Raw genomic sequence first — 17,294 nt, forward strand, 5'->3', positions numbered from 1 at the left:
CGGGCCGCAACTTCGTCGCCCGCGGCCTCCGGGTCAAGCAACATTGCCGCAAGATTAGGCATGCAGATGCGGGGGACAGGAGCAGGACCGTCATTCCGGGGCAGCCCGCGGGGCTGAACCCGGAATCTCGAGGTTCCGGGTTCGATGCTGCGCATCGCCCCGGAACGACGATGTGGCCGGGTGTTAACCCTTTCCTAACCATAAACCGGGCAAAAATTGCCCAGTAGCGAGAAGTCGAGTGTCGTCAGCCGCGTAAAACGGGGGAGTACCCGTGGACGCCAGTGCGGTGCCTCACTTTCGAAACGGTGGCCCCTTTGCCGCCGGGCAGGCGTTTGGCACCCGCGACCGGCGTTCGCGGGAGGAAGCAGCTGTTATGGTGGACGTCACGGCGGGTCAGGGCGCGGGCAGGCCGAGCTTTCCGAGTCTCTCTGAGATCGGCACCATCCTGAAACGCGGCGATCTGGCGCTGGCGTTCGGCATCCTCACCATCCTGGTGGTGCTGATCCTGCCCTTGCCCTCGATCGTGCTCGACCTGTTCCTGGCGATCTCGATCACGCTCTCGATCCTGATCCTGATGACCTCGCTGTTCATCCAGGCGCCGCTGGAATTCTCCTCGTTCCCGACCATCCTCTTGATCTCGACCATGCTGCGGCTGTCGCTCAACCTCGCGTCCACGCGGCTGATCCTCTCCCACGGCCACGAGGGCACGGCGGCTGCCGGCCACGTCATCGAGGCCTTCGGCAATTTCGTGATGGGCGGCAATTTCGTGATCGGGATCATCGTGTTCGCGATCCTGGTGATCGTGAACTTCGTCGTCATCACCAAGGGTTCGGGCCGCATCGCCGAGGTCGCCGCGCGCTTCCACCTCGACGCCATGCCGGGCAAGCAGATGGCAATCGACGCCGATCTCTCGGCCGGCCTGATCGACGAGAAGGCCGCGAAAGAGCGCCGCAAGGCGCTGGAGGACGAAAGCGGCTTCTTCGGCGCCATGGACGGCGCCTCGAAATTCGTGCGCGGCGACGCGGTCGCGGGCCTGCTGGTGGTGTTCATCAACATCATCGGCGGCATCATCATCGGCGTCGCCCAGCAGGACCTCTCGTTTGCCGAAGCCGCGCGGAGCTATACGCTGCTCACCGTCGGCGACGGCCTGGTCACGCAGATCCCGGCGCTGATCGTCTCCACCGCGGCCGGCCTGCTGGTTTCCAAGGCGGGCGTCAGCGGCGCCGCCGACAAGGCGCTGATGAAGCAGCTCTCCGGCTATCCGCAGGCGCTCGGCATGTCGGCCGGCGTCATGCTGGTGCTGGCGACGCTGCCGGGCATTCCGATGCTCCCCTTCCTCGCGCTGGGCTCGGGCGCGGCCGCGCTGGCCTGGAATGCACGCAAACAAAAGCGCGCCGCCACGGCCGCTGCCGCTGCCGCCGCGGCAGCTCCCGCCGCCGCCGCTGCTGCCGCGGCGGGCACCGCGGAAGAGCCGATCTCGACGGCGCTAAAGATCGACGATCTCAAGATCGAACTGGGCTATGCGCTATTGCCGCTGGTGAACGGCCCCGACGGCACCGACCGCCTGACCGAGCAGATCAAGGCGCTGCGCCGCTCGCTCGCCATCGAGATGGGATTTGTGATGCCGGCGGTGCGCATCCTCGACAATGTGCAGCTGGAAGCCAACACCTACATCATCAAGATCAAGGAAGTCGACGCCGGCACCGGAAAGATCTGGCCGAACCAGTTCATGGTCATGGATCCCGCCGGCAACCAGGTCAGCGTGCCCGGCATCCACACGACAGAGCCGACCTTCGGGCTGCCCGCGACCTGGGTCGACGCGTCGCTGAAAGAAGAAGCCACGCTGAAGGGCTACACCGTGGTCGACGCCGCCACCGTGCTCTCGACCCATCTCACCGAATTGCTCAAGAACAACATGTCGGACCTGCTGTCCTACGGCGAAGTGCAGAAACTGCTGAAGGAGCTGCCGAAGGAACAAAGCGAACTGGTCAAGGACATCGTGCCGAGCCTGGTCACGATCTCGGGCATCCAGCGCGTGCTGCAATTGCTGCTGGCCGAACGCATCTCGGTCCGCGATCTCTCCACCATCCTCGAAGGCATCGCCGACGCGCTGGCGTTCTCGCGCAACCCGGCCACCATGGTCGAGCATGTCCGCGCCCGGCTGGCGCGGCAGATCTGCGCGCAAAACACCTCGCATAACGGCTACCTGCCGCTGATCGCGCTGTCGGCGAAATGGGAGCAGGCCTTTGCGGAATCCCTGGTCGGCACCGGCGAGGAACGCAGCCTCGCCATGCAGCCTTCGAAACTGTCCGAGTTCATGACCGTGGTGCGCGACCGCTTCGAGCAGGCCGCGCGCGAAGGTGAGGCGCCGGTGCTGGTGACCTCGGCTGCGATCCGCCCCTTCGTGCGCTCGCTGGTGGAGCGTTTCCGTTCGCAGACCACGGTGCTGTCGCAGGCGGAAATCCACCCCAGAGCCCGGCTCAAGACGGTCGGCAGCGTGTGAGCGAAGCGGCCAGGCGGCGGCTTTTTCGCCACAGGCAAATGATTTATTCCCGGCCGAGGATTTGCGGCGATTTCGCACCGCGGCAGGGACGGAATCCATAAAATCTTATAAGATACTGTAATACTTCAAATATTTCTCACAGCTAAGGTGCTGATGCGAAAGTCCGGTCGCGGGCGTTCAACTCTATTCACTGCCTTGTGATCGCATCTGTGGGACCTAAGGGCGAATCCCTACGTTTGCTAGCGTGAGACGTTGAACCTGCCGGCGCGCGATGCCGACGAATGCGCAAAGGCAGGAAGGCGGCAGGAGACTTCCATGAACCACTCGATCTATAGCGCGGATCGCTCGACCCACCTCAAGGTGGTGGTCGTGGCGCTTGTCGCGGGTATCGCGGTGGCGGCCTTCGGAATCTCGGCCCGCACCAGTTCGGATGAGTTCACCCAGACCGCCCACGTCATCAAGGCCGGCAAGCCGGTCGCCGTGACCAACTCCAACATGATGGTGGTGCGCTAACGAAATTTGCGAATTCACGCGGCTCTTTACCAGCCCCCCAAAGTCGCCACGTGGATAATAGAAGACCCCAACTACCCCCAAGTTGACTACCGAAAACGCCCGCTCCCCACGGGCGTTTTCTTTTTGTGACGTAAAGGATAGCTGCGCGTTCTTGCCTGCTTTTCCCTGGCGCGAGGTTCAGCGGGACGGAACGCTCTCGATCAGCTTGCCGATATAGACCGGTGGTGATGTCGGCTTGCCGTCGGACGAGCCACCGCCCTGCTCGATCGTCACCGCATAGGTCGCGTCCTTGATGGTGTCGGCGTCGTAGGACGCCAGCACCGGACGGGAGGTGAACTCACCGCTACCGACCACGCCGAGCGAGCGCGGCCGCTGCAGCTTGTCGGAGATCAGCCATAGCTCGTAGCTCTTGCCGAGCTCTGCGGGGGGACCGACCCTGCGGATCGTGAATCGCCTGGTCGTCCCGTCGACCGTGAGAATGAAGGCGGGCGAGCCGCCGTCCTTCTGCAGCAGCGCGACATATTGGGCCGATGGCGGCGCTGGCAGCGGCGGCGCCTTGACCTCGACCACCTGGGTGCGCGGTTTCGGGCGAAGCGCGTCGGGCAGCAAATCCGGCTGCCAGGCGCCGACCCCGATCATGGCCACCAGCACGGCTGCGATTGCGCTGGTGGCGGCGGCGACGCTGCGCCAGCGCCGCGCCTGGGCGGACAACCGGATCACGTTGGAATTGTCGGCGGCAATGGCCACGGGCGCAACGACCTCCGGCACAGCCGGCGGCGGAGCCGAAGGCGGCTCGGGCAGCACCAGTGGCGCCTGCTGCCCGGACAGTCCCGTCGCGGTTTTGATCCTATCCCAGACTTGCGGGCTCGGCTCGACCGAGCCGACCATCTGGTTCAGCACGCCGAGCCTGAACTCCCACGCCTGCACCATCGCCGTGAAGTCCTTGTCGATGGACATCATGTTCTCGACCTGCGCCCGCTCGTCGGCGTCGAGCGTGCCGAGGGCATATTCCGCGGCGAGCGCGATATGGTCTTCGCTGTAGGCCATCATCTAAAGTCCAGACACTCCCAAATTCCCGGATCTCTAAAGTCCGAGACACTCCCGGATATCCATCATGCTGCGGCGCAGCCAGGTCTTGATCGTATTGACCGGCGTCTCGAACTTGGTGGCCAGTTGCTCGCGGCTCCAGCCGTTGTAATAGGCCAGCAGCACGAGCTTCTGTCGGTCCGGCTCCAGCCGGCCGACGCATTCGAGCAACCGCTTCAATTCTTCGGTCATCTCCCGGCGCGCCAGCGGATCCGGACTGTCGGCGGCCACTTCCATGGCCGTCGGCTCCTCTTCGATCGAGAGCTCGCCCTTCTTGCGCACGACGTCGATCGCCCGGTTGCGGGCTATCGACGCCATCCACGTGATCGGCGAGGCGAGCGCGGGATTGAACTGCCCGGCGCTGTTCCAGATCTTGACGTAAGCCTCCTGAATCACCTCCTCGGCGAGATCCTGTCGGCGCAAGATACGGAGCACCACGCCGAAGAGTTTCGCCCGCGTGGCGGCGTAAAGCCGCTCGAAAGCGGCCTCGTCCCCCTTGGCAACCGCGGCGATCAGCCAGACCAGCTCAGCTGGCGTCAGCATTCAGTGCCCCCAAAATCGCGATGCCCATCGCCTTGTCTACGCAGCCAGGTACCATTTCCGGCCAGTCGTATCATATCCTGCGGCAATGCGGGCCACCAAGTCACCGGAGCCTGCCTGTGGACTTTTGGCCAATAAAAAAACCCGGGCCTGGCGGCCCGGGTTTCTCGACTGATGTCCGGCAAAACCGGCGACGAAAGGCGGTCAGGCCACCACAGCCCCGATGCGGGCGCGCATCAAGCCGATGCTGTCGAGATCGGCCTGTTCGCGGGCGCCTTCCTCGGCGCGTTCGCGGGCCTGGTCGCGCTCGTCGAGCAGCTCGACCTTCTTGAGCTCCTCGAACGCCTCGCTCAACAGGCTCTTGGCGTCTTCGAGCTGGATCCGCAGTTCGTCGGCGGAGCGGGTCAGATTCTCCCGCCGCTGGATTGCGGCCTTGGCGTAGGTCGGATAGGCGAAATGCGAGGGGTCGTTGATCCCGGCGCGCTCCTGCTCCGACTGGATTTCGCGCTCGAGGTCGACCGACATCCGCTGGAAATCGGCGATCATGCCCTCGATCTGGGCGACCCTGCGGCGCTTTTCGTCGACCTGAAATTTCTTCAGGCGGATCAGCGTTTCACGTGACTTCATCGACTCATACTCCCCAGAAGTCCCGATTTGAACGCGGGACAGGACCGGTACCCCTCGGGGGCCCCACCGGTATCGCTAGTTGTGTGGCGCGGATGATGGCCTGACAAAGTTAGCGTTCCGTTTCCAAACCCTGAAGGATTTGCTCAAGTTGCTGGTATCCCTGCGTCAACCCGGTGACCTCGTCCTTGGCCTGGCGCAGAAAACCCTCGAGCGGCTCGTGCAGGCTGATCGCCTCGTCGACCTCGGGGCTGGAACCGGCCCGATAGGCCCCGAGCCGGATCAGCTCCTCCATGTCGGCATAGGTCGCCATCACCTGGCGGGCCCGGGTGATGACGGGCAGATAGGCCGGATCGGCCGATTTCGGCATGGTGCGGGAGATCGATCTGAGGATGTTGATGGCCGGATAACGCCCGCGTTCGGCGATCGAGCGCTGCATCACGATATGGCCGTCCAGGATGCCGCGGACCGCGTCCGCGATCGGCTCATTGTGGTCGTCGCCGTCGACCAGCACCGTGAAGATGCCGGTGATGGTGCCGACCCCGATGCCGGGGCCGGCGCGCTCCAAAAGTCTTGGCAGCTCGGTGAACACCGTCGGGGTGTAGCCCTTGGCGGTCGGCGGCTCGCCCGCCGACAGGCCGATCTCGCGCTGCGACATGGCAAAGCGCGTCACCGAGTCCATCAGGCACAGCACGTCCTTGTTCTCGTCGCGAAAATGTTCGGCAATCGCCAGCGTCAGATAAGCCGCCTGCCGCCGCATCAGGGCCGGCTCATCCGACGTCGCCACCACCACCACCGAGCGCGCCAGGCCTTCATCGCCGAGGTCGTCCTGCAGGAATTCCTGCACCTCGCGGCCGCGTTCGCCGACCAGGCCGATCACCGTGATGTCGGCGTCGACATTGCGCGCCAGCATCGACAGCAGCACCGATTTGCCGACGCCGGAGCCGGCGAAGATGCCGAGCCGCTGGCCGCGGCAGCAGGTCAGGAACGTATTGAGGCTGCGCACGCCGAGATCGAGCGGGGCGCCGACGCGCTTGCGCGAATGCGCCGGCGGCGGCGCATTGCGATAGGGGATCGGCGACGGTCCTTGCGGCAGCGGCCCCTTGCCGTCGATCGGCTCGGCCATGGCGTTGAGCACGCGGCCGAGCCAGTGCGGTGACGGCCGCACCTGGCTCGCAGCATTGGCGATCACGGCGCGGCAGCCGCGCCGCACGCCTTCGAGGCCGGCGAACGGCATCACCACGGCGTTGCTGCCGGAAAAGCCGATCACCTCGGAGGGGATGAAACGATTGCCGCCGGTCTCGATCACGATGCGGGCGCCGACCGACATCGCATGAATGGGGCCCGCGATCTCGACCATCAGCCCGCGCACGCCGACCACGCGGCCGTAGATATTGACGCCGTCGATGTCGCCGATCTGCTCGGCGAGCGCTTTCATTGCGAAAACCTTAAGTTTTCGCAATTTTTGAGGCCGCCCTTAACTTCGTGTTTACCCGCATCGTTAATCATTACGTCACTGTCTTTGGTGACTGAGAGCGCTCGACCTTCAGAAGGAAGGCTGAGTCGCGGGAGTCGGTTAGGCCCGACTCTTAATGTGGAACTTGAACGGGAACGGATAGCAAAACCTCTCTCAACGCAATGTCTTAGAGCGATTCGACAAAAATTGCACTCAGAGACCTTGCACAGAGGAATCAGATTTTGTTAACCATATGTCGTCAGGATCCGAATCAGTTGTGCAAAGGCGTTTTGAGTGCCGCAAGTGCGGCCGACCTGACGCCCGGAGCGGCGACTATAGGGGACTGGCATGCGCGTTCTGCTGATAGAAGATGACAGCGCCGTTGCGCAGTCGATTGAGCTGATGCTCAAATCCGAGAGTTTTAACGTCTATACGACGGATCTCGGGGAAGAAGGCGTCGATCTCGGTAAGCTTTACGATTACGACATTATCCTTCTCGACCTCAATTTGCCCGACATGTCCGGCTATGACGTGCTCAAGCAGCTTCGGGTCTCCAAGATCAAAACCCCCATTCTGATCCTCTCCGGCCTTGCCGGCATCGAGGACAAGGTCAAGGGTCTCGGCGTCGGCGCCGACGACTACATGACAAAGCCCTTCCACAAGGACGAACTGGTCGCCCGCATCCATGCGATCGTGCGCCGTTCCAAGGGCCACGCCCAGTCGGTGATCCAGACCGGCGATCTCGTGGTCAATCTCGACACCAAGACGGTCGAGGTCGGCGGCCAGCGCGTGCACCTGACGGGCAAGGAATACCAGATGCTGGAGTTGCTCTCGCTCCGCAAGGGTACGACGCTGACCAAGGAAATGTTCCTCAACCATCTCTATGGCGGCATGGACGAGCCGGAGCTGAAGATCATCGACGTCTTCATCTGCAAGCTGCGCAAGAAGCTCGCCAATGCCTCTGAAGGCCGCAACTTCATCGAGACCGTGTGGGGCCGCGGCTATGTGCTGCGCGAGCCGCACGAGGTGGAAGACAGAATTCCCGCCTGATCAAGGTTCTACCCGAGAGCCGGTCAGGCTCTCTCCTCCCAGACTGGACCCCGCCGCGAGGCGGGGTTTTTGTTTGTGCGGCGACGGCTTGCGCCATAAACGCCCGTTTGGGCGTCGGTTCCCGTGACCAATCCGCGTCACTTCCTCAAAAGTTCCCTTGTCGCCTGCAAATTCGTCCCTCGATACCGTGCAACCTATGGACGGTTCGCGATTTGGTTTGTTGGAGAACCAACGTGAACCGCATCTTCAAACCCTTGGTGTTGCTGGTTGCCGTCATCTACTTCCTGGTGGACGCCATCTTCTTGACGGTCGCGAGACCCCTCGCTCGCCGGCTTGCCGGGCTGTGGATTTTCGATCGCCTGCGGGCATGGATCGTGTCGCTGCGGCCCTACCCCACGCTCGCACTGTTCATGGTGCCGGTCGTTACGCTTGAGCCGGTCAAGCCTGTCGCAGCCTATCTGACCGCAACCGGCCACATCATGGGCGGGCTGACGGCCCTTCTCATTGGCGAAATTCTCAAGCTCGTGCTGATTGAACGTCTTTTCTGCATCAGCCGTGCCAAGCTGTTGTCAATTCCGGCTTTCGCGTGGTGCTACGACAAGGTGCGCCAGGCCCGCGAGTGGGTCGAATCCTTCAGGGGATGGCAACGGGCGCGGCGCTTCAGTCTTGTAGCCAGACGTGCCCTTCGCAGTTACATCCTCGAATTGAGGAATTCGCGGAAGCAACAACGGCTTTCCTGGCAGTCGCGCTGATTTGAGCATCGGAACCTAATTTCCGCTAACTGCTTGTGTCCTTTGCCTGCCTCCTCTCCCTGGGATCGGTTTGAGCGACATCCGGATTCCGGCTGTCGATCGACTCATGTCCGCCTTCTTCAGAGATTCGCAATGAGTTTGATCGCCCGAAAAATCTACAACGGACGCACCACGGAAGAGCTGATTGCCTTGCTGAGTGCGGTTTCATCCGCCATTCTGGCGGCGCTGTTGATTGGCGCGCTGTATTTCGGTCGCGACATCTTCGTACCCATTGCCCTGGCAATCTTGCTCAGCTTTGTACTGGCACCGCTCGTCGGACAGCTGCAGCGTGCGCGTATTCCACGAGGTTTTGCGGTCGTAAGCGTCGTCGTTCTGGCCTTCATGGTCATTTTCGGATTGGGCACCTTGATCGCAAATCAGCTGACCCAGCTGGCTGGCGATCTTCCGGTTTATCAATCGACAATGCGAGAAAAGATCAAGTCGGTTCGGGGCGCCACCGCGAGCAGTGGCACACTGGAACGCGCGGCCGACATGCTTCAAGAGCTGAGCAGGGAGCTGGACAAGCCGAAAGACGACAAATCCGCCCGCGGATCCCTCGACCGTCTCGGCGGCTCAAATTCCGCGGGTTCGATAACTCCGGTCCCGGTTGAAGTGCGCCAGCCGGATCCAGGGGCACTGGAAAACTTGCGGAGCTTGATTGCACCGTTGCTGAACCCGCTCGCGACCACCGGCATCATCATCATATTCGTGATCTTCATCCTGATTCAGCGCGAGGATCTTCGAAACCGCCTGATACGGCTCGCGGGCTCTCATGACCTGCAACGAACGACAGCGGCGCTGGACGATGCCGCGACCCGCCTCAGCCGACTGTTCCTTGCTCAATTGATGATCAACGCGACCTTTGGCCTGATCATCGGGCTGGGGCTTTCCTTCATCGGTGTGCCCAGCGCGATCCTGTGGGGCATTCTGGCCGCCGTCCTGCGCTTCGTTCCCTATATTGGCTCGGTGATCTCGGCCGCCTTTCCACTGGCGATAGCCGCGGCTGTCGATCCCGGGTGGACGATGCTCGCCTGGACGCTTGCGCTGTTTCTGGGTGTGGGTCCGGTCGTCAGCCAGGCCATCGAACCGCTGGTCTATGGCCAGAGCACCGGACTTTCCCCCGTCGCGATCGTCGTTTCAGCGACGTTCTGGACGGCGCTGTGGGGACCGATCGGGCTTGTGCTGGCAACGCCATTGACGGTCTGCCTCGTCGTGCTGGGACGTCATGTCGAGCGGCTCGAATTTCTCGATGTGATCTTCGGTGACAGGCCCGCTCTTTCACCGCCGGAAATGTTCTATCAACGGATGCTTGCCGGCGATCCGACCGAGGCCGCAGGAAAGGCCGAGGAATTCCTGAAGGAAAAATCGCTGTCTTCCTATTTTGACGAGGTCGCGCTCAAAGGTCTGCAGCTGGCCCAGGTCGATGCAAAGCGCGGCACCCTGGACCAGGCTCGCATGACCAAAATTCGCGATGCCGTCACCGAGTTTGCCAGCGACCTTTCCACCCAGGATGACTCGATACCGGAGATAGCGTCCCCGACCATGGACGCGGAAGCCGCAGCTGCGATTGAAGCCGTACCCGATACCGCCATCTCCAGCAATTTGCCCGTCGTTCGAAAAACCGATCTTCCCCTCAGCTGGCAGGGCGAGGCTCCAGTGCTTTGCCTGGCCGGGCGCACCCTCCTCGACGAAGCCGCCGCGGTGCTGTTTGCGCAGCTTTCCAATGCTCACGGTCTGGCTGCCCGGGTTGAACCCGCGGTTGCGCTTTCGACGACCAATATCCTGCGGCTGGAGACCACCGGTGTCGCAATCGTCTGCCTGTCTTACCTCGACGCGAGCAGTCCCGCCCATATGCGGTACTCGGTTCGGCGCCTTCGCCGCAGGTTGCCCAAGGCCACCATCCTGCTCGGCTGTTGGGCCGAGGATATCGACAAGGATTCCCTGGAAGCGTTGCGGGAGACCGCCAAGGCCGACCTGGTGGCGGGGAGCCTGCGTGAGGCCATGATGATTTGCCGAACGAGCGCAGGCGTGCAGGAAATCAATCAGGAGCCTGATATCGTTGCTGGCTCCTCTGGAGTCGCGTAGCGAAAATTCCAGGTCGGTGCGAGGCGGCGAACGCCGCACGATGCTGTGAAATGACCGGCTTTCGCTTGCCTCGCTGCCTCCAAATGATGGAGACTGGTCGTTGCAGGAAACTCCCCGAATCGCGCAGGGACTGAAAACCATGAAACGTTCGCGCCGCGTCGTTCTGACCATGATGGGGACTGCAGCCGTGGGCGCGGTCTCCATGGGCTTTGTGCCGCGGGAGGGTTGCGGCCCCGGCCTCACCGTCGTGCCAGGCCCGGACGGTCGGCCCTATTGCCGCGCGATCTATGGCGGCTTCGGCGGCGTGCCGCGCGGTTTTCGCGGCCACGGCCATGGCGGACATCCTCACGGAGGCGGCTAGCAGCCGTCCATGCAGCGCATCGCCTGTCCCGAGCGCGACGATTGGCGCCAGACCGCCGAAGGCGCGGGCTTCGATTTTCATACCCTTGACGGCGAGCGTTATTGGGACGAGCGCGCCTATTATGCCTTCACGCTGGACCAGATCGAGCGCGGAATCGAGGGACCTACCGGCGAAATCGACGCCATGTGTCTCGAGCTTGCCGGCCGCGCGATCGGCGACGAAGAAATCCTGCGCCGCCTGAAGATACCGCAAGCGTTCTGGCCACTGATCTCCGAAAGCTGGAATAGCGACGAAGGCAGCCTCTACGGCCGGCTCGATCTCGCCTTCGACGGACGGGGACCGGCGAAACTGCTGGAATACAATGCCGATACCCCGACCTCGATCTTCGAGGCGGCGGTGTTTCAATGGACCTGGCTGGAGCAGGCGATCGAACGGCACATCATCCCGCCGCACGCCGACCAGTTCAATTCCATCCATGAGCGCCTGATCGAAGCGTGGAAAAAGTTTGGCAGCGAACGGCACCTTCATCTCGCGGGGATGATCGAAAGCACCGAAGACGCCGGCACGCTGGCCTATCTCGAAGATACCGCAAGGCAGGCCGGCCTGGGGACGACGTCCATCGACATCGAACACATCGGATGGCGCGACGACGGCGGCTTCGTCGATCTCGACAACCGCGACATCGAACTCGCCTTCAAGCTCTATCCCTGGGAGTGGATGTTTCACGACGAGTTCGGCAGCCGGCTCGCCAGGGCGCCGACGCGCTGGATCGAGCCGCCATGGAAGGCGATCCTCTCCAACAAGGGCATTCTTCCGCTGCTGTGGGAGATGTTTCCGAACCATCCCAATCTGCTGCCGGCCTATTTCGAGGATGACCCGAACGCGGCCAGCCTCGGTACCTCGTTCGTGCGCAAGCCGCTTTATTCGCGCGAAGGCGCCAATGTCACCCTGGTCAGCGGCGGCACCACGATCGTGCAGCAGGAAGGGCCCTATGGCGCCGAGGGTTTCATTCGCCAGGCGCTGGCACCGCTGCCGAATTTTTCGAACCAGTATCCGGTGATCGGCAGCTGGCTGGTCGATCACGCGCCCTGCGGGCTGTCGATCCGCGAGGACGAAAATCCGGTCACCGGCAACACGTCACGGTTTTTGCCGCACGCGATCCTTTGAAAGCGCTTTTGCTTCAGCGCGCCGAAGCCACGGCTTTCAGCGTCGGCGTCATGCCGGAGCGGCCCCGATCGGCATTCAGCCGGTACAGCCCGCGCTTCTCCGGATAGGGTTTGAAGGCGTCGGTGATCCCGACCACGGATTCGGCGGCGCCGAGCAACAGCACGCCGTCGGTATCGAGCAGCCGCGCCAAACGATCGAAGATCCCGACCTTGGTGTCCTGGTCGAAATAGATCAGGACGTTGCGGCAGAAGATCACGTCAAAGGTCCCGAGATGGGAAAAGTCCTGCAGCAGATTGAGCTGCCGGTGCTGCACCATGCCGCGGATATCGGCGTTGAGCTGCCACAGCTCGCCGATTTGCGTGAAATGCTTGACCAGCATCTGGATCGGCAGGCCGCGCTGCACCTCGAACTGGCTGTAGATTCCGGCCTTGGATTTCTCCAGCACTTCCTGCGACAGGTCGGTGGCGACGATTTCGACGCGCCAGCCGGAAAGGCCGGTGAATTGCTTCACGCACATCGCGATCGAATACGGCTCCTGTCCGGTGGAAGAGGCCGCGCACCAGATCCGCAGCGAGCGCCGGCCGGCGCGCGCCTGCACCAGCGCCGGGAAGATCGTCTCCCGCAGATGATCGAACGGAATCTTGTCGCGGAAGAAAAAAGTCTCGTTGGTGGTCATCGCCTCGACCACCTCCGACATCAACGCCTCGGCGCCGGACTTGATCTTCGCCACCAGCTCGGCGATCCCCGGCAGTCCCGATTTTCGCGCCAGCGGGATCAGCCGGCTTTCGACCAGATATTGCTTGTCGGCGGACAGGTCGAGGCCGGAACGCTCCTTCAGGAACTTGCGCAGAAACTCGTAGTCCAGCGGCGTCACGAGCGATCTCCCGCGAACAGCCGGACCAGTTTCGGCGCGATCTGGTTGAGCGGCAGGATCGCGGCGCAAATGCCGGCATTGGCGGCCGCACCCGGCATTCCCCACACCACGCTCGAGGCTTCGTCCTGGGCGATCACGCTGCCGCCGGCGGCGACGATCTCCTTGCCGCTGCGCATGCCGTCGGAACCCATGCCGGTCAGCACCACCGCCAGAACGCCGGCCTGCCAGATGTCGATCGCGGAAGCGAACAGGGGATCGACCGCGGGCTTGCAGAAATTGACCGGCGGCCCGTCGTCGAGCGCGATCGCGGCATCAGTGCCATGGCGGACGACGCGCATGTGGCGGCCGCCCGGCGCGAGATAGATCCGGCCGGCCTTGACGATCTCGCCATCGACGGCCTCGTGCGCCGGCCGGCGGCTCGAGCGCGCCAGATGCTCGGCGAGGATGGTGGTGAAGGTCGGCGGCATATGCTGGGTGATCAGCACCGGGAAGCGGTCGATCACCGGACCGATGTCGGTGACCAGCGTCATCAACGCCTGCGGGCCGCCGGTCGAGGAGCCGATCACCAGCGCGCGCGGCGCCTGGGTGCTGAAGGCACGGCGCATCAGCTGCGGTTGTGCAACCGCGGCCAGTTGCGGCCGGTGCGACGGCTCACGCTGCGAAGTGAGCGCGGGCGCCAGCGGCGGCGACGAAACCGGCGCGGGGCGGCGGACCTTGGCGCCGAGGTTGCGGATCTTCTGGATCAGGTCGTGGTGAAAGATTTCGGCGGCGCCGGCTTCGCGGGTGCTTTCGGGCTTCGGAATGTAGTCCGAGGCGCCGAGCGAGAGCGCCTTGAAGCTGATCTCGGCGTTGCGGCGGGTCAACGTCGAGGCCATGATGATGATGAGGTTGCGCTTCTTCGCCAACAGCTGGGGCAGCGCGGAGATGCCGTCGAGTTCGGGCATTTCGATGTCGAGCACGGCGACGTCGGGATTGACGCGCTCGAGCTGGTTGACGGCGTCAAGCCCGGTGCGCAGCGATGCCGCGACCACCATGTCCGGTTCGGCCTCGACCCAGCGCGAGATCAGCCCCCGGATCACGACCGAATCGTCGACCACCATCACCCGCAGCGGCTCCTGTCGAGTCGAGCTCGGCAGGGCGGAGGAACTTGTCAACGTCACACTCATCACTCACCGGGTCAGGCTGAAAACGGCATACTTGAGACGATAACGCCGAAGGCATTCAGCCGCCGGATCGAAGACAGACAGATCAGATCAGACCGACTTCCTGGAACTTCGCGGTCACGATGTCCTTGTCGAACGGCTTCATGATGTATTCGTTGGCGCCCGCATGCAGCGCGCGCGCGATATGCGCGACGTCGTTCTCGGTGGTGCAGAACACGACCTTGGGCGCGTCGCCGCCGGGCATGCGGCGCAGATTGCCGAGGAACTCGTAGCCGTCCATGATCGGCATGTTCCAGTCCAGCAGGATGGCGTCCGGCAATCCGCGCTTGCAGACTTCCAGCGCCTTCTCGCCGTCCTCGGCCTCGATGATCTGGAAGTCGAGCCCTTCCAGGATGCGCCTTGCGACTTTTCTGATGACGCTCGAATCATCCACTACGAGACATGTTCTCATTTCAGCCTCTACTTCTTCTAATCCCTGACGGGACGTTTCGATTCCAACAGTGGTACTGCCCGCCGCCGGCCTTATGCCGCCAGCATGTCGGGCACGATTTCGAGGACGCGATCGACGTCGAGGACGACCATGAGCTGGCCGTCGAGACGGTGGACGCCGCCGGCGAGCTTGGCCATGCGGGGATCGAGGTTGACGGGGTTGTCCTCGCGACCGTTATCGGGCAGCCGCAGCACTTCGCCGATCTGGTCGATCAAGAGCCCATAGGATTCGCCGCGCAGGTCGACGCCGACCGCCATCGGCGGCTTGCCGTCGTCGTTTTTGGGCAAGCCGAGGCGGGCGCGCATGTCGACCACGGTGACGATGCGGCCACGCAGATTGAGCACGCCCGCGATCTCCGCCGGCGACAGCGGCACCCGGGTCAGCCGCTCCGGCATGAACACGTCCTGCACGCGGGAGATCGGCAGCCCGAACAATTGGCCGCCGATCATCGCGGTGACGTATTCGGCGACGGTGCCTTCACTCGGATTGATTTTGCTGGTCATGCTCCGGTCCCCTATGCCGCCGCCCGATGGACTTCGGCAGTCTGTTCCTTCAGCGCCGCTATCAGGCCGGGACGGTCGAACTTGGCGACGTAATCGTAGAACCCAGCTTGCCTGCCGCGCTCAATCGCCGCCGGCGACACCATCGAGGACAGCGCGATGATCGGCAGCGAACTCAGATGCGCGTCCGCCCGGATGACTTCCGCGAACTCAAAGCCGTTCATGTCGGGCATTTCGATGTCGGTCAGGACCACGTCGAAGACCTGTCCCGAGCGCAACACGGTGAGGCCCTCCTGGGCGTTGGGGGCAACCCGGACCTTGTAGCCCGCGGCCTTCAAGACCGGCGCCAGCATGTTGCGGAAGAACGCGCTATCGTCGACCAGGAGGATCGACTGCGCCGAAGCCGACGGCGTCATCTCCTTGCGGGTGAACCAGTCGGGGAACGCCATCGGCAGGAAGTGGCCGACGTCGATCACCTCGGTGGCCTGGCCCTTGATCACGGCGGAGCCCAAAATGCCGGCTTCCGAGCCGCCAACCTCGATGTTGAGCCGCTCCTCGACGATGTCGATGATCTCGTCGACCACCAGCCCCATCGAACGGCGGTCGTCGGCGAACACCAGGATCGGCTGCGAGCCCGAGGTCTGGACGCTGACGCCGGCCATCTGCACCAGCGGCATCAATTGCTCGCGGTACTGCACCATGTAGCGACCGTTGGAGAGCTCGATCTTGTCGGTCGGCAATTCCTCCAGCCGGGTGACGAGGCCGAGCGGCACCGCCTTGGGCTGGTTGGTGCCGGCGCGGAACACCAATAGCGAGGTCAGCTGCTCCGCGGCGGATGCACGCGAAGCGGCGTTCTCGTCGGCTATCTCATGGGAGGCCGAGCCCGCGGCGCCGAGCGCCCTGGCAATGCCGTTGGGGTCGATGATCATGATCACGGCGCCGTCGCCCAGGATGGTATTGCCGGAGAACATGTCGATGTGGCGCAGTTTGGTGGACATCGGCTTGACCACGATTTCTTCGGTGTGAAACACGCCGTCGACCACGATGCCGAAGGTCTGGCTGCCGACTTGCGTCACCACGATGAAACCGTTCTCCGGATCGGAGGAGGAGCCGTCGTCGATCTTCAGGAGCTTCTTGAGGTGCATCAGCGGCAGTAGCTTGTTGCGCAAGCGCAATACCGCGGTGTCCTTGATGCGCTCGATGCGGTGCTCGGAATTGGCGCGAGCCCGCACCAGTTCGACCACCGAGAGCTGGGGAATGGCAAAGCGGTCGCCGGCGGCTTCCACGATCAAAGCGGAGACGATGGCCAAGGTCAGCGGGATCTTGATGGTAACGCTGGAGCCTTCGCCGGCCACCGACTTGACGTCGATGGTGCCGCCGATCTGGTCGATATTGGTGCGCACCACGTCCATGCCGACGCCGCGGCCGGACACCGAGGTGACGGCGGCCGCCGTCGAGAAGCCCGGCGCGAAGATGAACTTGTGGATCTGGGCTTCGGTCATCTTCTCCAGATCGGCCTCGTTGACGAGACCTGAGGAGATCGCCTTGGCCTTGATCTTCTCGGTGTTGAGGCCTCTTCCGTTGTCGGCGATGCAGATGATGATGTGGCCGCCTTCGTGATAGGCCGACAGTCTGATGGTGCCCTGCTCGGGCTTGCCGTTGGCCGCCCGCTCGGCCGGCGTCTCCAGGCCGTGGTCGGCGGAGTTGCGCACCATGTGGGTCAGGGGATCCTTGATCAGGTCGAGCACCTGGCGGTCGAGCTCGGTGTCGGCCCCGTGCATCTCGAGCTCGATCTGCTTGCCGAGTTCGCCCGAGAGGTCGCGCACGATGCGCGGCAGCTTCTGCCAGGCATTGCCGATCGGCTGCATTCGCGTCTTCATGACGCCTTCCTGCAACTCGGTAGTGATCAGATTCAGCCGCTGGGAAGTCGCGTTGAGGGCGGCATCCTCGCGCTCCGCGTTGAACTGGAGGATCTGATTCCGCGTCAACACGAGTTCCCCGACCAGATCCATGAGTTTGTCGAGCAGCCCGACGCCGACCCGGATGTTCGCATCCGCCACGGCGGACGCCTTGGCCGGCTCCTCCTCGGGG

The 17,294-nt window shown here is 63.3% G+C and carries 16 protein-coding genes; 7 read left to right on the plus strand and 9 right to left on the minus strand.

What is annotated here, in order from left to right:
* Positions 1 to 271 precede the first annotated feature (271 nt).
* A complete protein-coding gene (gene flhA, locus VK804_RS23375) occupies positions 272 to 2,503 on the plus strand; it encodes a flagellar biosynthesis protein FlhA (protein WP_325374624.1) in 2,232 nt (743 codons plus the stop codon).
* Positions 2,504 to 2,818: 315 nt separating this feature from the next.
* Entirely contained in the window at positions 2,819 to 3,016 is a 198-nt protein-coding gene (locus VK804_RS23380; protein WP_325374627.1) for a hypothetical protein, read from the plus strand.
* 177 nt (positions 3,017 to 3,193) lie between these two features.
* On the opposite strand, the gene VK804_RS23385 is transcribed toward VK804_RS23380, so the two are convergent.
* The 4 genes from VK804_RS23385 to fliI all read right to left on the minus strand — a co-directional run bounded on the left by VK804_RS23385 (position 3,194) and on the right by fliI (position 6,704).
* A complete protein-coding gene (locus tag VK804_RS23385; protein WP_414642836.1) occupies positions 3,194 to 4,066 on the minus strand; it encodes an anti-sigma factor in 873 nt (290 codons plus the stop codon).
* 33 nt (positions 4,067 to 4,099) lie between these two features.
* Positions 4,100 to 4,645, minus strand: a complete 546-nt coding sequence (locus VK804_RS23390) for a sigma-70 family RNA polymerase sigma factor (protein WP_325374629.1) — start codon at positions 4,643 to 4,645, stop codon at positions 4,100 to 4,102.
* 201 nt (positions 4,646 to 4,846) lie between these two features.
* Positions 4,847 to 5,269, minus strand: coding sequence for a flagellar export protein FliJ (gene fliJ / locus VK804_RS23395; protein ID WP_325374631.1), 423 nt, complete (start codon positions 5,267 to 5,269; stop codon positions 4,847 to 4,849).
* Between the two features lie 109 nt (positions 5,270 to 5,378).
* Entirely contained in the window at positions 5,379 to 6,704 is a 1,326-nt protein-coding gene (gene fliI, locus VK804_RS23400) for a flagellar protein export ATPase FliI (protein WP_325374633.1), read from the minus strand.
* Positions 6,705 to 7,070: 366 nt separating this feature from the next.
* Between fliI and ctrA the strand changes: the two genes are divergently transcribed.
* The 5 genes from ctrA to VK804_RS23425 all read left to right on the plus strand — a co-directional run bounded on the left by ctrA (position 7,071) and on the right by VK804_RS23425 (position 12,176).
* A complete protein-coding gene (gene ctrA / locus VK804_RS23405; protein WP_325374635.1) occupies positions 7,071 to 7,772 on the plus strand; it encodes a response regulator transcription factor CtrA in 702 nt (233 codons plus the stop codon).
* 233 nt (positions 7,773 to 8,005) lie between these two features.
* Positions 8,006 to 8,524, plus strand: coding sequence for a hypothetical protein (locus VK804_RS23410; RefSeq protein ID WP_325374637.1), 519 nt, complete (start codon positions 8,006 to 8,008; stop codon positions 8,522 to 8,524).
* Positions 8,525 to 8,656: 132 nt separating this feature from the next.
* Positions 8,657 to 10,648, plus strand: a complete 1,992-nt coding sequence (locus VK804_RS23415) for an AI-2E family transporter (RefSeq protein ID WP_325374639.1) — start codon at positions 8,657 to 8,659, stop codon at positions 10,646 to 10,648.
* Positions 10,649 to 10,787: 139 nt separating this feature from the next.
* Positions 10,788 to 11,009 carry a hypothetical protein gene (locus tag VK804_RS23420; RefSeq protein WP_325374641.1) on the plus strand — a complete coding sequence of 74 codons (222 nt, stop codon included), beginning with the start codon at positions 10,788 to 10,790 and terminating at the stop codon, positions 11,007 to 11,009.
* 9 nt (positions 11,010 to 11,018) lie between these two features.
* A complete protein-coding gene (locus VK804_RS23425) occupies positions 11,019 to 12,176 on the plus strand; it encodes a glutathionylspermidine synthase family protein (RefSeq protein ID WP_325374643.1) in 1,158 nt (385 codons plus the stop codon).
* Between the two features lie 13 nt (positions 12,177 to 12,189).
* Here VK804_RS23425 and VK804_RS23430 read toward each other — a convergent pair whose 3' ends face one another.
* The 5 genes from VK804_RS23430 to VK804_RS23450 form a co-directional block, all read right to left on the minus strand.
* On the minus strand, positions 12,190 to 13,050 hold the full coding sequence (locus VK804_RS23430; protein WP_325374645.1) for a protein-glutamate O-methyltransferase CheR: 861 nt from the start codon (positions 13,048 to 13,050) through the stop codon (positions 12,190 to 12,192).
* The gene (locus VK804_RS23435; protein WP_325374647.1) at positions 13,047 to 14,216 is read right to left on the minus strand and encodes a chemotaxis response regulator protein-glutamate methylesterase; all 1,170 of its coding nucleotides are present in this window, start codon (positions 14,214 to 14,216) and stop codon (positions 13,047 to 13,049) included. Before VK804_RS23435 ends, VK804_RS23430 begins: the two co-directional genes overlap by 4 nt.
* Before the next feature lie 82 nt (positions 14,217 to 14,298).
* Positions 14,299 to 14,664, minus strand: a complete 366-nt coding sequence (locus VK804_RS23440) for a response regulator (RefSeq protein WP_215605172.1) — start codon at positions 14,662 to 14,664, stop codon at positions 14,299 to 14,301.
* 71 nt (positions 14,665 to 14,735) lie between these two features.
* Entirely contained in the window at positions 14,736 to 15,206 is a 471-nt protein-coding gene (locus tag VK804_RS23445; RefSeq protein WP_325374652.1) for a chemotaxis protein CheW, read from the minus strand.
* Between the two features lie 11 nt (positions 15,207 to 15,217).
* Positions 15,218 to 17,294 (minus strand): hybrid sensor histidine kinase/response regulator (locus VK804_RS23450; protein ID WP_325374654.1); only part of this gene is annotated, 2,077 nt, incomplete at its 5' end.

This window comes from Bradyrhizobium sp., from assembly GCF_035484855.1.
Lineage (GTDB): Bacteria > Pseudomonadota > Alphaproteobacteria > Rhizobiales > Xanthobacteraceae > Bradyrhizobium.